This window comes from Herbaspirillum sp. UBA812, assembly GCF_002296545.1.
Taxonomy (GTDB): Bacteria; Pseudomonadota; Gammaproteobacteria; order Burkholderiales; family Burkholderiaceae_D; genus Herbaspirillum; species Herbaspirillum huttiense.
The window spans coordinates 22,104-36,771 of record NZ_DBIC01000040.1 but is presented as its reverse complement, the minus strand read 5'-3'; the positions used below and the strand labels follow the sequence as shown (position 1 = coordinate 36,771).

Here is a 14,668-nt window from a genome sequence, read left to right as displayed (position 1 = left end):
CTGCAACGCGGCTTGACGTTTTCTGCACTGATGCTGCTGGCGGGGGCGCTGGTGGCGTGGCGGCAAAGGCCGCTGGTAGCGGGCTAGGGACGCACCGCAAACGCTTGACGTTTTCTGCACATCGGACCGCGCGGCCAACACCGGCGCGGCCCGCAGAGGGGACACTTACTGCTGGCCGAGATGGCGGCGCAATGCCTCCACCAGGGTGCCGCAATCCTCATCGGTGCCGATGGTGATGCGCAGGAACTGCTTGATGCGCTCGCTCTTGAAGTGGCGCACGATGATGCCGTCGCTGCGCAAGGCAGCGGCCAGCTCGGCGGCATCGCGCTGCGGATGGCGGGCAAAGACGAAGTTGGCCGCCGAAGGCAGCACCTCGAAGCCCAGTGCGTCCAGCTGCGCCACCAGTGCGGTGCGGCTGGCGATGACCATGTCGCAGGTCTTGCGGAAATAGTCCTCGTCCTCGATGGCGGCGGTGGCACCGGCGATGGCGGGGCGGTCCAGCGGATAGGAGTTGAAGCTGTTCTTGACGCGTTCCAGCGCATCGATCAGGTCGGCATGGCCGACTGCGAAACCGACCCGCATGCCGGCCAATGCGCGCGACTTGGAGAAGGTCTGCACCACCAGCAGGTTGGGATAGCGCTGCACCAGCGGGATGGCGCTCTCGCCGCCGAAATCGATATAAGCCTCATCGACCACCACCACGCGCTCCGGGTTGCCCTGCAGGATGCGCTCCACTTCGTCCAGTCCCAGCAGGCAGCCGGTCGGCGCATTGGGATTGGGGAAGATGATGCCGCCGATGGCATCGCCATGGCCGAGGTAATCCTCGGTGCGCAGGGTGAAATCCTCGGCCAGCGGCACGGCGCGATAGTCGACCTGGTACAGGCCGGCATAGGTCGGATAGAAGCTGTAGGTGATGTCCGGGAACAGGATGGGCTTGCCATGTTGCAGCAGGGCCTGGAAGGCGTGCGCCAGCACTTCGTCGGAGCCGTTGCCCACGAACACCTCGCGCGCGCTGATGCCGTCGGCGGCATGGCGGCGGGCGATGGCCAGCTTCAGGGGTTCGGCGTCGGGATTGGGGTACAGGCGCAGGTTGTCGCTGACCTCGCGGGCGATGGCCTGCAGGGCCAGCGGCGACGGGCCATACGGGCTCTCGTTGGTATTGAGCTTGACCAGGCGCGCGATCTTGGGTTGTTCGCCGGGGGTGTAGGGCGTCAGGCGGCTGACGATGGGACTCCAGAACTTGCTCATGAGAAATCAGCCCGGACCGGGCCACACAGAATTGAGGGAAAGCGCAGATGGTAGCAAACTTGCCGCCACCCGGCCGCAGACGCCTCAGAAATAAGGGCGGTAGCGCGGCTGGCGGGCCTGGTCATCCTGCAGCACAACGGACGGCCGGGGATGGCTGCTCAGCAGCGACAGGGCGCGGCCGGCAATCTCGGGCGGCAGGCCGATCAGGTCCTGGCAGGCGCGCTGCAGGGCCGACAGCGAGGCAAACCCGGCTGCGGCGGGACTGGCGCCGGCATCTTCCATCCGCGCCAGTTGCGCCAGCACCCAGGCCACGCGCTGCTCGCGCACCAGGCTGCGCAATGACTCGCCCTCGGCAAACAGCAAGGCACGCAGGCGGGCAGTGGAGATCTGCCACTGACCTGCGATGCGCTCGGCGCACCAGTCGGCGCTGGGCTGCGCAAAGATGGCGGCGGCAAGGCGGCGGGCGTGGGGCTTGCTGGTGTCGGCGGCGCGTTCCATGTCGGCGCTGGCCTGTGTCTCCAGCGCCAGCGACCAGACTGCGGGGCGCATGCCTTGTGCCGTCACGCGCGGATGCGCGAGGCAGGAAAAACGCACGAAGGGCGGCACCGTGAAGCTTCCGCCTTCCTGCAACTCGACCGATACGCCCCCGCTCTTCAAGGTGGCAGCCCCCTTCCAGACCCGCACGCGCGCCGGGGCGGCGAAACGCAGTTCACGCAGCAGCAGGTGATGATGGGTGATGATGGCCATGGAGGGGTCGATGCAGTCTCAATGCAGGGATGCTCGCCCGATCTTAAGCCGGTAGCCTGCGCCAGACTGTCATCGTGGTGACAGGCCGCTCACAGCGAGGCCATGCCGAAGGCGCGCAAGCCATCGAGATCGACCACGCGGATGCTCTGGTAGGAAATCTCCACCAGCCCCAGCTCGGCCAGGTGGCGCATGGCCTGGTTCACGCGCTGGCGCGACAAGCCGGTCAGGAGGCCGATCTCCTCCTGCGACAGTTCCAGCACCTTGGAAGTACGCGGATACAGCATCGGGTGGAACAGCTGTGCAATGGCCTGCGCCACGCGGGCATCGACATCAAGCAGGCGTTCGTTCTGGACCGTGGCGATGAACTGGCCCATGCGTTCGTTCAACTGGCCGATGACGAAGGCGTTGAAGGGCAGGCTCTCGGCCATGAGGCGGTGGAAGGTATCGGCCGGCACCAGCAGGATCTGCGACGCCCGGATGGCGATGACGTCATAGCGGCGCGGCTCGCGCTTGATGACGCTGCCCTCGCCGCACCAGCCGCCCTCGGGTACGCCCGAGAGCGTACTGCTGCGGCCATCGATGTTGTAGACGGCCAGCTTGATCAAGCCCTCATGCACCCCGATCCAGTACTGCGAGAGTTCACCCCGCCGGGCCACGAAGGCATCGGCCGAAAAGCGCGTCAACTGGGTGGTGGCGGCGACCAGCGCACGATGCTCGCCGGCCAGCGCGGCGAACCAGTCGTATTGCTGCAGAAGCTGCGCCATAGGGCTGCTCATGGGATAGTCAGAGAGGGAAGGAAACGGCAAACATTGTCGCATGTCAGCCTTGTCGTCGTGATGACAAAGCGCAAGACAGCTTCGGTGCTACCCTAGTGCAGAAAATAACAGGCGGCTGATAAAAAATGCACAGGCCGCACCCCTCATCCCCGCCGCAAGGAGACAAGCATGGCAGACTTCGACACCGGCCTTGGCCGCAACGCCGCCAATTACGCGGCCCTCACCCCCATCGATTTCATCGCGCGCGCCGCCGCCGTCTATGGCCAGCGTCCCGCCATCATTCACGGCGCATTGCGCCAGGACTGGGACCAGACCTATCGCCGCACGCGCCGCCTGGCTAGCGCCCTGCAGCGTCTGGGCATCGGCAAGAACGACACCGTCTCGGCCATGCTGCCCAATACCCCGGCGATGGTGGAGGCGCACTTCGGTGTGCCCATGGCCGGTGCGGTATTGAATGCTCTCAACATCCGGCTCGATGCCGAATCCATCGTCTTCATGCTGCGCCATGGCGAAGCCAAGGTGCTGCTGATCGACAGCGAATTCGCCGCGCTGGCGCAGCAGTTGCGCACGCAATTGCCGGCGCTCAAAATCGTCGAGGTGTTCGACGTGCTGGGTCCGCCGCCGGTACCCGGCGAGCGTTTCGGCCATCTGGAATACGAAGCCCTGCTGGCCGATGGCGATGAAAATTTCGACTGGCAATGGCCCGCCGACGAGTGGGATGCGATTGCGCTGAACTACACATCCGGCACCACCGGCGACCCCAAGGGCGTGGTCTATCATCATCGCGGTGCGGCCTTGAATGCGGTCTCCAACATCCTCGAATGGGATCTGCCCAAGCATCCGGTCTACCTGTGGACGCTGCCCATGTTCCATTGCAATGGCTGGTGCTTCCCGTGGACCGTGGCCGCCCGCGCAGGCGTGAACGTATGCCTGCGCAAGTTCGAACCCAAGCTGGTGTTCGACCTGATCGCAGAACATGGCATCACGCATTACTGCGCCGCGCCCATCGTGCATGCGGCGCTGGCCAATGCGCCCGAGGGCTGGCGTGCCGGCATCCGTGGCCCGGTCAAGGCGATGGTGGCCGGTGCGCCGCCGCCAGCGGCCGTGCTGGCCAAGATGGAGGCGATGCAGTTCGAGCTGACCCACGTGTATGGACTCACCGAAGTCTATGGCCCGGCGGCCGTGTGTGCGGAACAGGATGAATGGAACGCGCTGTCGGTGGATCAACGCGCGGTACAGAAATCACGCCAGGGCGTGCGCTATCACCTGCAGAGCGGGGTGGCGGTACTCTCGCCGGACACCATGGAACCGGTAGCCGCCGACGGCGAGGAGATCGGCGAGATCATGTTCCGCGGCAACATCTGCATGAAGGGTTACCTGAAGAACGACAAGGCCACGCACGAAGCCTTTGCCGGGGGCTGGTTCCATACCGGTGATCTGGGCGTGATGAATGCGGACGGCTACATCAAGATCAAGGACCGCAGCAAGGACATCATCATCTCCGGCGGGGAAAACATTTCCAGCGTGGAAGTGGAAGACGTGCTGTACCGCCATCCGGCCGTGCTGGCCGCAGCGGTGGTGGCGCAACCGGATGAGAAATGGGGAGAGACACCCTGCGCCTTCGTCGAACTCAAGGACGGGGCCAACATCGATGCGGCCGAACTGACCGAATTCTGCCGGGGCCACCTGGCCGGATTCAAGGTGCCCAAGGCGATCTACTTCGGTCCGCTGCCCAAGACGTCCACCGGCAAGATCCAGAAGTTCGAACTGCGCAAGCGCATGAAATCGGACAGCGCCATCAACGTCTGAGGCGCCGCTCCATCACATCGCCTCAGGCCTTGCGCACGGCGATGTGATACAGGCCCCACGGGCATTGGCCGAAGCGCTCCGGCAAGGGGCGCGCACTCATCTCGGGGAAGCTGTCGGCGTCATACACGGCCCACAGCGGACCGAGTCCGCCCAGCGGGATGGGCTTGCCATCCAGATGGGTGGCGATGATGAATCGATACTTGGCGATATCCTCCGCCGAGACCAGCACCGCATAGCCATCGACGGCGCGCAGGGCACAGTTCTGCACGGTGGCGGGACCACCCACGGCGCGCAAGACTTCCGAGAGCAGCGGACCGCGCAGGCTGTGGCGGCGGCCATCGTATTCCAGCGTGGGATGGATCTCCACCGAAGGCAGCGCGGCGAGCGCGGCAAAATCGAAGGTGTGGGCCCGGTCGAACGCCAGCTTCTGCTTGGCCATCATCTGGTCCAGCGCCGGATCGAGCGGGCCGCGATTGGCCTTGCTGATGTCGCCGGTCACCGTGAGCAATACCGGACCTGCGGCAGCACCAGGCTTCTTGTCGGCAGCCAGTGCCGGCAGAGCCACGGGCGCGGCCAGCAGCGAGGCACCGAGGCTGAGGAACTTGCGTTTTTGCATGGAAAACCCTCCTGATGGAGATGGATGGGACGTGCGGTGATGGCGGATTGTAATCAGTTTTTGCCCATCACTGCGCACCAACGACAACGGCCCGCATCAAGGCGAAGCGGGCCGTTGGATTCAGCGCTGCATCACTGCAACTGCGCTTCAGTCACGTGGCGGACGGCCACGCCAGTAGCCGGCCAGCAGCGACCCGGAGAGGTTGTGCCACACCGAGAACAGCGCGCCCGGCAAGGCCGCCACCGGCGTGAAATACAGCTTGCCCAGGGCGGCCGCCAACCCGGAATTCTGCATCCCGACTTCGATGGCCAGCGTGCGACAGACCGCTTCGTCGAAGCCCAGCAGGCGGCCACCCCAGTAGCCACCCAGCAAACCCAGGCCGTTATGCAGGATCACACCCACCAGCACCACCAGGCCCACCGAAGCGATGCTGGCCTGGCTGCCCGCAACCACCGCCGAGATGATCAGCAGGATGGCGACCATGGACACCAGCGACAGGTAGGGCTCGATGCGGCGGATCAGCTTGCCCGCGAACAGGTTCAGCACCAGGCCGACCGCAATGGGCACCACCACGATCTGCACGATCGACATCAGCATGGCGTGGGCGTCGAAGTGGATGGAGGCATCCACGTAGAGCTCGGTCAGCATCGGCGTGGCGAACACTGACACCAGCGCGGAAAGCGTGGAGATCGTCACCGACAGCGCCACATCGCCGCGCGAAAGATAGATCATCACGTTGGAGGCGGTGCCGGAGGCGACACTGCCCACCAGCACCATGCCGGCGGTGAGATCGGGCGGCATGCGCAGCACCTTGGCGATGACCCAGGCAGCCAGCGGCATGACCAGGTAGTGCAGGATGATCCCGGCAGCCACCGGTGCGGGGCGCTTGATGATGCGCTTGAAGTCGTCCACGGTGAGGGTGACGCCCATGGTCAGCATGATGAGCGTCAACAGCTGGGTGATGTATTTGCCGATGGGCGTGAAGGTCGGCGGCGTGAAGTAGGCAGCGGCGGAAAGCAGCAGCGCCCACACGGGAAAGAGGCGGGTGATGGTGGCAAGCATGGCAATGGATGAATGATGAATACAGGCCCGTGCATGAAGACGCTCATGCCGGGATGGCGCGTTTTTTATGTTCATTGCGCGGATGACGCACACTGCGGCGGAGAGACTTCGTGCACCAGGTCCGGTGGCGGCCTCTTCTCTATCCTCGATCACGCGCCTTGTGGGCGCGGCAAGGGCGTGATTCTACCCGCGCAGGCCGATTCCTGCCGGCTCCCGGGCCGTGGGACGGCCTACTGGCGAATAAGATCACATTTGAAACTAAGCATCACCTTGGGCGGCATCACGCCGATCACGCCTTCGGAACGTTCGCTGCCGATGATGCGCGCACGGCGGCCCTGCTGGCGGCACCAGTCATCGGCCTGCTGCAGACCCTGTACCGCGACGCCGTCGTTGCCGTGCCAGCGTGAACTTGCCACCAGCAGGTAGGTGTCCTTGTCGATCTGCGTGACCGGTTGCGAGGAGGCGCAGCCGGCCAGTGCGGCCACCATCGCAAGGGACAGCGTCGGCATCAGGCGGATTGTCATCGGGGCTCCCTTAGTCTTGTGATCCACGATGGTAGCCAGCGCGATGGGTGGCGTCATGCGTCCCTACAACTCTTTACCTCCGACGACGTTCCGCTGCACGGACGAAAAAAAACGCCGCTGGAACCAGCGGCGTTTTCTCGACCATTTCAGTCAAGCCATCAACGCGTAACCGGTTTGTAACGGATACGCTTGGGCTTGGCGGCTTCTTCGCCGAGGCGCTTCTTCTTGTCGGCTTCGTATTCCTGATAGTTGCCGTCGAAGAAGGTGACCTGCGAATCGCCCTCGAAGGCGATGATGTGGGTGGCGATACGGTCCAGGAACCAGCGATCGTGGGAGATCACCAGCACGGTGCCGGCGAATTCCAGCAGCGCATCTTCCAGGGCGCGCAGGGTTTCCACGTCGAGGTCGTTGGACGGTTCGTCCAGCAGCAGGACGTTGCCGCCCTGCAGCAGGGTCTTGGCCAGGTGCAGGCGGCCACGCTCACCGCCGGACAGGTTGCCGACCACCTTCTGCTGGTCGCCGCCCTTGAAGTTGAAGCGGCCCAGGTAGGCGCGCGAGGGCATTTCGAAACGGCCCACGGTGAGGATGTCGGCACCGCCCGAGACATCTTCGAAGACCGTCTTCTTGTTGCCCAGGTCTTCACGCGACTGGTCCACCAGCGACACCTTGACGGTGGGGCCCAGCACCAGTTCGCCGCTGTCCGGGGTTTCACGGCCGGCCAGCATGCGGAACAGGGTCGACTTACCGGCGCCGTTGGGACCGATGATGCCGACGATGGCACCGGCCGGAATCTTGAAGTTCAGGTTGTCGATCAGCAGGCGGTCGCCATAGCCCTTGCTGACGTTCTTGAATTCGATGACTTCATTGCCCAGGCGCTCGGCCACGGGAATGAAGATTTCCTGGGTTTCATTGCGCTTCTGGTATTCGTATTCGGAGAGCTCATTGAAGCGCGCCAGACGCGCCTTGCTCTTGGCCTGGCGGCCCTTGGGGTTCTGGCGCACCCACTCCAGTTCCTTGGCGATGGTCTTCTGGCGGGCCGATTCGCTGGCCTCTTCCTGCTTCAGGCGGGCTTCCTTCTGTTCCAGCCAGGAGCTGTAGTTGCCCTTCCAGGGGATGCCGTGGCCGCGGTCCAGTTCCAGGATCCATTCGGCGGCGTTGTCGAGGAAGTAGCGATCGTGGGTGATGGCCACCACGGTGCCGGGGAAGCGTTGCAGGAACTGCTCCAGCCAGTCCACCGATTCGGCATCCAGGTGGTTGGTCGGTTCGTCCAGCAGCAGCATGTCGGGCTTGGAGAGCAGCAGCTTGCACAGCGCCACGCGGCGCTTTTCACCACCGGAGAGCACGCCGATCTTGGCGTCCCAGGGCGGCAGGCGCAATGCGTCGGCAGCCATTTCCAGCTGCTGGTTCAGGCTGTTGCCGTCAGCGGCGGCGATGATGGCTTCCAGGCGCGCCTGCTCGGTGGCGAGGGCGTCGAAGTCGGCATCTTCTTCGGCATAGGCGGCATAGACCGCGTCCAGCTTGGCCTGGGCTTCGAAGACTTCGCCGAGGGCGCTTTCGACTTCCTGGCGCACGGTCTTCTCGGCGTCGAGCTGGGGTTCCTGCGGCAGGTAGCCGATGTTCAGGTTGGGCATCGGGATGGCTTCACCCTCGATTTCCTTGTCGATGCCGGCCATGATCTTGAGCAGGGTGGACTTGCCCGAGCCGTTCAGGCCGAGCACGCCGATCTTGGCGCCGGGGAAGAAGGACAGCGAGATGTCCTTGAGGATCTGCCGCTTCGGCGGCACGATCTTGCCGACGCGGTTCATGGTAAAGACGTATTGAGCCATGGTATGAGTTGCCAGTGAGAGGGAAACGATAGGAGGCGGCGTCAGGTGCCGCCGGCGCTGGGCTCTGCCGAGCTTTGCGCGCGGGTGCGCAGGTAGCGCCACAAGCCTTCGGCGGAGTATACCGCGAGCGCCACCCAGATCACGCAAAAGCCGATGGCGCGCGCCCCGGTGAAGGGCTCGCCGTAGATCAGCACGCCCCCCAGCAGCTGGATGGTAGGCGAAATGTATTGCATCAGGCCCAGCATCGACAAGGGGATGCGGCGCGCGCCATGGGCAAAGAGCAGCAGCGGCACCGCCGTGATCGGGCCGGACAGGGCCAGCAGGATTTTGGCTGTGGTCGATGCGTGGGTGAAGGCGTTGCTGTCACGCAAGGTATCCACGCCCAAGATCACCAGCACCAGCGGCAGCATCAGCAAGGTTTCCAGCGACAGCCCTTCGAGTGCGCCCAGGTGCGCGGTCTTGCGCAGCAGGCCATAGAAAGCGAAGCTCAGCGCGATCAGCAGCGAGATCCACGGCAGGCTGCCGTTGGCGAAGGTCAGCCAGAGCACGGCACCGAGTGCCAGGAAGACCGCCAGCCATTGCAGGGGACGCATGCGTTCCTTCAGGATCAGGTAGCCCATGAAGACGCTCATGAGCGGGCTCATGAAGTAGCCCAGGCTGGTATCGACGATGCGCCCGGCGTTGACGGCCCAGACATACAGGGTCCAGTTGCCGGTCAGCAGCAGGGCCGAGAGCAGGAAGCCCAGCACCACCATGGGCCGCTTGATGACCTCGCCCACCCAGCGCCATTGCCGCCGCCAGGCCAGCACGGCCACCAGGAACACGCAGGACCAGAAGAGGCGGTGCACGACGATATCGAAGGAGGGAATCTCCTTGAGCAACTTGAAATACAGCGGGAACAGGCCCCACAGGATGGAGGCGCAAACGGCGTGAAGCATGGCAAGGCAACGAGGTCGGAAGCCGGACCTGCGAGCGGCGCTGCGCGGTCACGGCGGTGAGAATCCGCCATTATTGCAGGATTCGTCGCCACCGGCTGGACCAGTCACACTGGCCCGAACGGTTGGTCGCCGCTCAAAAAGCGCAAGATCGGCTAAGTCATTTCTTCGGCGCCGGAATACACTGCGCCATGGACTTCGACTCAGTTCGCCGATATCGCAGCCGTATGGCAAAAGTGCTCGCCGCCATCGCGGCCGACCCTCTGGCACCGCACAGCCTGGAAGAACTGGCCGCCATCGCTGCCTTCTCCCCTTTCCATTTTCATCGTCTCTACCGGAGCCTGACGGGAGAAACCATCATGGACACGTTGCGCCACCACCGTCTGGCCCGGGCGGCACTACAACTGGCCAATCAGGGCGACAGCGTGACCGAGATTGCGCTGGCCTGTGGCTATGACAGTCCCCAAGCATTCACACGAGCTTTCAGGCAGTTTTCCGGACAGTCGCCGAGTGCATTCAGACGCAAGATCGCCCTAATGACACAAACCTCAAGGCTAGTTGATGTGACGCAGCCTCTGCCGCTCCCTCTGAAGGTGCCACTGGTCGAACAGGGTGCCCTGCAATTGCTGGGATTGCGGCATGAAGGACCGATCAGCACCATCGCCCATACGCACCGGCGGCTTCATCAATTGCTGGGCAAGCGGACTGAGCCAGTGCGTTACGGAATTTGCTTTGGCGATCCCGACCAGGGCACCAGCTTCCGCTATTTCGCCGCCGCATTGCGACAGTCCACCGATCCGCTGGAGGGCGTCTTGGAACCCCTCGATGTACCCGCAGGCAGCTATGCCTGTCATACCGTGATAGGGCCCTACACACAGATCAACGCCAGCATCGCCGCGCTCTACAGCACGTGGCTGCCTTACAGCGGCTATGAACCCGACGACAGGCCTCTCATTGAGTGCTATCGCAACCAACCGCACCAGGTCCCGCAGGAGGCATTGCATACCGACCTGCTGATCCCGGTCCGTCCTCTTCGTTAATCAACCTGGTGTGATCATGAATCTTGCATACTGGCGGCGCGCCTTTCTGGCGCTGATCTGGATGATGAGCTGCGCAAACGCATGGGCTGGCTCGGTCGGCTTTCAGGAACAGACTACGCTCGATGAGCGCGGTGAGCCGATCAAACTGGCGATCTGGTATCCCGGCAGTTCGCGTGCACATAAGGTCAGCCTCGGCTGGACCACTCAGGAAGTGTCCATGAATGGCGCCATGTCAGAAGGCCGGTATCCCTTGATCGTGATATCGCATGGCACCGGCGGTACTTACTTCTCGCATTACGATACGGCCATTGCGCTGGCGCGCGCCGGATTCATTGCTGCGGCCGTGATGCATCCGGGTGATAACGCTCAGGATCAAAGCCGCCGATTTTTTATTCTGGAGCGGCCTGGACATATACGCCGGGCCCTGGACTATCTGCTGCGGGATTGGCCGGGCCATGCACAAGTCGATGCAGGGCGCATAGGGATCTTCGGATTTTCAGCAGGAGGATTTACAGCGCTGGTCAGCATCGGTGGGCAGCCTGACATGGAGCGCATCATCCCGTTCTGCAACGAGCACTCTGATCATTTTGCGTGCCAGCTCATTGCTCAGGAAAGAATCGCCGGACGTACGGCTAATGCGACGATGCCCGCGCAGTTGCAAGCGCAGGACGATCGCATCAAGGCGGCAGTCATTGCCGCGCCTGCACTCGGTTTCACGTTTGCCAATCGACTGCAGCGGGCAACGATCCCCGTACAACTATGGCGCGCCGAAGACGACCGGATCTTGCCCCATCCCTGGTACGCGGAAGAAGTGCGGCGCGCGTTGCCGCAGGCACCGCAATACCATCTCGTATCCCATGCCGGGCATTTCGATTTCTTGGCCCCCTGCGCCCCGGTCATGGCGCAGCGCCTGCCTGACATCTGCAGCAGTGCAACTGGATTTGACCGTCCGACCTTCCATCGGGCATTCAATAAGGAAGTGGTGGCCTTCTTTCAGCGCACCTTGGAGGTAGAGGGCCACTAAGGCCCCTCCCATATCGCGCAGTGCGATCAGCCGGTGAGTTCAGTGCACCGCCGGCGTCACCGGCTCATGCTTGGCCACGAAGTGATACAGCAGGAAAGCACTGACGCCGCAGATGGCCATCACCGACACCAGCGGCAAGGCGGTACCGTCATGCCACAGGCTCATCACCACCCCTGAAAGCACGCCCATGCCGAATTGCAGCGTGCCCATCAAGGCCGCTGCGGTACCGGCCTGGCGGCCCTGGTGCTTCAACGCAATGGCAGTGGCATTGGGACCCGTGAAGCCATAGGCCGTCAGGAAACCGAAGAAACCGAACAGCAACAGCGGCAGGCTCTCCAATCCGGCCAGAACGGCCAGCACCACCGCCAGCGACAGGCCGGCCGGTACCCACAGCACCTTGCCCAGTACGCGTTCAGCCGAGCGCTTGACCACCAGGCGCGCATTGACCTGCGAAGCGGCGATCAGTCCGATGGCGTTCGACGCAAACACGAAACCGAAATACTGCGGCTTGATCCCGTGCAGCTCGATCACCACGAACGGACCGCCTGCGATGTAGGCGAACATGCCCGCCTGTACCAACCCTCCGCACAGCACGAAGGACATGAACTGGCGATGGCGCAGCAAACCCCAGTACTGGCGCAAGGTGCGCCCCAGATGCAGCGGTTCGGCACGGGAGACATCCACCGTTTCGGTCAGGTACTTGCGCGTGCCGAGCATGCACAGCAGGCCGAAGATCGTCAGTACCACGAAGATGCCGCGCCAGCTGGCAAAGACCAGCATCAGGCCGCCGATGAAAGGAGCGAGGATGGGTGCCAGGCCAAATACCAGCATCAGCATCGAGAACGCCTTGGCCGAACCCTCGGCCCCCATGCGATCACGCACCATCGCGCGCGGGATCACCATGCCGGCGCTGCCGCCCAGCCCCTGGAACAATCTCAGCACGATCAGTGTCTCAATGCTCTGTACAAAAATGCACAGCAGGGAGCATACGAAATACAAGGCGATGCCGAAGAACAAGGGCGGCTTGCGGCCGAAGCGATCCGACAGCGGACCATAGAACATCTGTCCGACGGCCAGGCCGACGAGGAAAGAAGCGAGCGTGAGCTGGACCAGGTTGGTGCCCACGCCGAGTTCCTTGGCGATGGCGGTGAAGCTGGGCAGGTACATGTCGATGGCCAGCGCACCCAGCGCAGTCAAGGCTGCCAGGACGGCCAGCCATGGGGGAAATTTGCCCATGGAGAGCGAAGTATCTTTGTTGTGCATGTGGAATTTGATGAGACAGCCGCATCGTCGGCAGTGAGGACGATGCCGGCAGGTTGCAGCAAGGTGAAGCGCGATCGCCCCGCAAGGCGTGAGGGCCACATTATAAGGGCCTGTTCATTTTCGTTCAGGCGGCACATCAAGGCGGACGTAATTGCGCCGTGGCAAAAGCTGAACAAAGACAAGAAATACACAAGCGGTTCGTGCAGGACGATGTAAAAGCTGGCAAACTTGTTGTCATTGTTCTCACACGCCAGGATCGTGCAAAGGGAGCGGCAGGTAGGCGCAACGCGGGCTGCAGCGGGTTACGTGACACAGATCACCATGACTGCGCGAAGGTCAACGCGGCACCATGCGCATTGCTGTAAAACAAGAAAAGTTTAGCCGCAGGGGAAATCGATGCGTGGCCGATATACGCCATCAGTAACAGGCGTGCCTGATCCGGGTTGCCACTCCAGCTGCGGGCAGTCAGGCATGACAGGGTACGCCAAGCGCGGACTCGGAATCTTCATCGCGGGGTTGGCGTCAGCACTCCTGCTGACGGCTTGCGAGCGTGGCGACGACAGCGCTGCCACGGCCACCGCAGCCGCCGAACCGGTGGTGCTCACCGCGCTGGTCTGGGCACCCGACTGGTCCGAGGAAATGCATCGCGTGGCCGATGCCTTCTCGCTCAAGCATCCCGAGGTGCGGATCAACCTGCAATTCATGATCGGCAATTCCGTCGAGGAAAACCTCAAACCGCGCGCCGCCACCGACAGCCTGCCCGACATCGTCTCGGTCAACGCCAATCCGTATACGGCCACCCTGGCGGACCAGGGCTTGCTGGCCGACATCGGCGACACCCAGGCCTGGGGCAACATGCTGGAAGTCCTGCAACGCGAATGGACCTCGCCGGGCGGGCGGCGCTACGGCATTCCCTCGGGCGTGGCCACCACGCTGATCTACTACAACCGCGACATGTTCGACCGCGCCGGCATCACTGCGCCGCCAGCCGACTTCGAGTCCTTCCTTGCGGCCGGCGCCGCACTGCGCAAGGCCGGCCTGGTGCCGCTGGCGCTGCCGGGTGGCTTCCCCAACATGCTGGGCAATGGTCCCTTCAGCTACGGCTTCGCCAACCAGATCGCAGCCAAGGTCCCCGACTGGCGCACCCGCATCGCCAATGGCACCCTGCAGCTGGACAATGCGGACGGCGCGGCCATCTTTGCGCGCCTGCGCACGCTGGTGGAGCAGAAGATGGTGCAGGCCGACTGTCTGCGCGCCGGCTACGACACGACCCTGCGCCAGTTCGCCGAAGGCCGCGCGGCGATGACCTTCCAGGGCAGCTGGGCCGCCGGCACGCTGATGAATGCGCGCGGCATGCGGGTAGGCGTGTTCGTGCCGCCATGGAATGACAAGGGCCAGCCGCTCAAACCGGTGCTGGGCAGCGAGACCGGCTTTGCAGTGGCCCAGCACAGCGGCGCGCGGCAACGCCAGGCGGCGGTGCAGTTCCTGGACTTCCTCTACGGTCCGGGGATGCCGATCTGGCAAGCCAAGCGGCAGAACATTCCGCCGTTCCGCGTGATCGCGGCCGATGTGAAAGGCGATCCCGCGCTCTTCGCGCTGGTCGACCAGATGACGCGCGATGCCGCCGCCAGCAATGCACCGGGACTGTATTACTCGGTGCTGCCGGTCAATACCATAGACGTCCTGCATCCGCTCCTGCAGAGCGTGCTGTCGGGCAGCCAGACCCCGGCGCGGGCCGCGCGCCTGCTGCAGGATTCCATCACCGAACAGGCACGCCTGTCGGCCAGGTAAGGGAGCG

Annotated in this window: 13 protein-coding genes; 4 read left to right on the top strand and 9 right to left on the bottom strand. The window is 63.6% G+C overall.

Going from position 1 to position 14,668, the window contains the following annotated elements:
• Positions 1 to 165: 165 nt before the first annotated feature.
• The 3 genes from hisC to B3873_RS02555 form a co-directional block, all read right to left on the bottom strand.
• Positions 166 to 1,248: a histidinol-phosphate transaminase gene (gene hisC / locus B3873_RS02565; protein WP_286863884.1), complete on the bottom strand. Its 1,083-nt coding sequence runs from the start codon at positions 1,246 to 1,248 to the stop codon at positions 166 to 168.
• An 84-nt stretch (positions 1,249 to 1,332) separates the two neighbouring features.
• Complete coding sequence (locus B3873_RS02560) at positions 1,333 to 1,995, bottom strand: hypothetical protein (protein ID WP_286863883.1); 663 nt, start codon at positions 1,993 to 1,995, stop codon at positions 1,333 to 1,335.
• Between the two features lie 89 nt (positions 1,996 to 2,084).
• Complete coding sequence (locus B3873_RS02555) at positions 2,085 to 2,759, bottom strand: Crp/Fnr family transcriptional regulator (RefSeq protein ID WP_088755430.1); 675 nt, start codon at positions 2,757 to 2,759, stop codon at positions 2,085 to 2,087.
• 180 nt (positions 2,760 to 2,939) lie between these two features.
• On the opposite strand from B3873_RS02555, the gene B3873_RS02550 reads away from it, so the two are divergent.
• Complete coding sequence (locus B3873_RS02550; RefSeq protein WP_286863881.1) at positions 2,940 to 4,580, top strand: acyl-CoA synthetase; 1,641 nt, start codon at positions 2,940 to 2,942, stop codon at positions 4,578 to 4,580.
• 22 nt (positions 4,581 to 4,602) lie between these two features.
• Here B3873_RS02550 and B3873_RS02545 read toward each other — a convergent pair whose 3' ends face one another.
• The 5 genes from B3873_RS02545 to rarD all read right to left on the bottom strand — a co-directional run bounded on the left by B3873_RS02545 (position 4,603) and on the right by rarD (position 9,546).
• Positions 4,603 to 5,196: a molybdopterin-dependent oxidoreductase gene (locus tag B3873_RS02545; RefSeq protein WP_286863880.1), complete on the bottom strand. Its 594-nt coding sequence runs from the start codon at positions 5,194 to 5,196 to the stop codon at positions 4,603 to 4,605.
• Positions 5,197 to 5,343: 147 nt separating this feature from the next.
• On the bottom strand, positions 5,344 to 6,258 hold the full coding sequence (gene panS / locus B3873_RS02540; RefSeq protein WP_034339914.1) for a ketopantoate/pantoate/pantothenate transporter PanS: 915 nt from the start codon (positions 6,256 to 6,258) through the stop codon (positions 5,344 to 5,346).
• A 230-nt stretch (positions 6,259 to 6,488) separates the two neighbouring features.
• Complete coding sequence (locus B3873_RS02535) at positions 6,489 to 6,782, bottom strand: hypothetical protein (RefSeq protein ID WP_134224240.1); 294 nt, start codon at positions 6,780 to 6,782, stop codon at positions 6,489 to 6,491.
• Positions 6,783 to 6,940: 158 nt separating this feature from the next.
• Positions 6,941 to 8,608 (bottom strand): energy-dependent translational throttle protein EttA, encoded by a 1,668-nt coding sequence (gene ettA / locus B3873_RS02530; protein WP_039790218.1) that lies wholly within the window; start codon positions 8,606 to 8,608, stop codon positions 6,941 to 6,943.
• A 41-nt stretch (positions 8,609 to 8,649) separates the two neighbouring features.
• Positions 8,650 to 9,546, bottom strand: a complete 897-nt coding sequence (rarD, locus tag B3873_RS02525) for an EamA family transporter RarD (RefSeq protein ID WP_286863878.1) — start codon at positions 9,544 to 9,546, stop codon at positions 8,650 to 8,652.
• Between the two features lie 188 nt (positions 9,547 to 9,734).
• Here rarD and B3873_RS02520 point away from each other — a divergent pair, with 188 nt between their 5' ends.
• Both B3873_RS02520 and B3873_RS02515 read left to right on the top strand, forming a co-directional pair.
• On the top strand, positions 9,735 to 10,583 hold the full coding sequence (locus B3873_RS02520) for an AraC family transcriptional regulator (protein ID WP_286863877.1): 849 nt from the start codon (positions 9,735 to 9,737) through the stop codon (positions 10,581 to 10,583).
• 16 nt (positions 10,584 to 10,599) lie between these two features.
• Complete coding sequence (locus B3873_RS02515) at positions 10,600 to 11,607, top strand: alpha/beta hydrolase family protein (protein ID WP_286863876.1); 1,008 nt, start codon at positions 10,600 to 10,602, stop codon at positions 11,605 to 11,607.
• A gap of 39 nt (positions 11,608 to 11,646) precedes the next feature.
• On the opposite strand, the gene B3873_RS02510 is transcribed toward B3873_RS02515, so the two are convergent.
• Positions 11,647 to 12,870 (bottom strand): Bcr/CflA family multidrug efflux MFS transporter, encoded by a 1,224-nt coding sequence (locus B3873_RS02510; RefSeq protein WP_259433726.1) that lies wholly within the window; start codon positions 12,868 to 12,870, stop codon positions 11,647 to 11,649.
• A 471-nt stretch (positions 12,871 to 13,341) separates the two neighbouring features.
• Between B3873_RS02510 and B3873_RS02505 the strand changes: the two genes are divergently transcribed.
• Positions 13,342 to 14,661 (top strand): ABC transporter substrate-binding protein, encoded by a 1,320-nt coding sequence (locus B3873_RS02505; protein WP_286863875.1) that lies wholly within the window; start codon positions 13,342 to 13,344, stop codon positions 14,659 to 14,661.
• Positions 14,662 to 14,668: the final 7 nt, after the last annotated feature.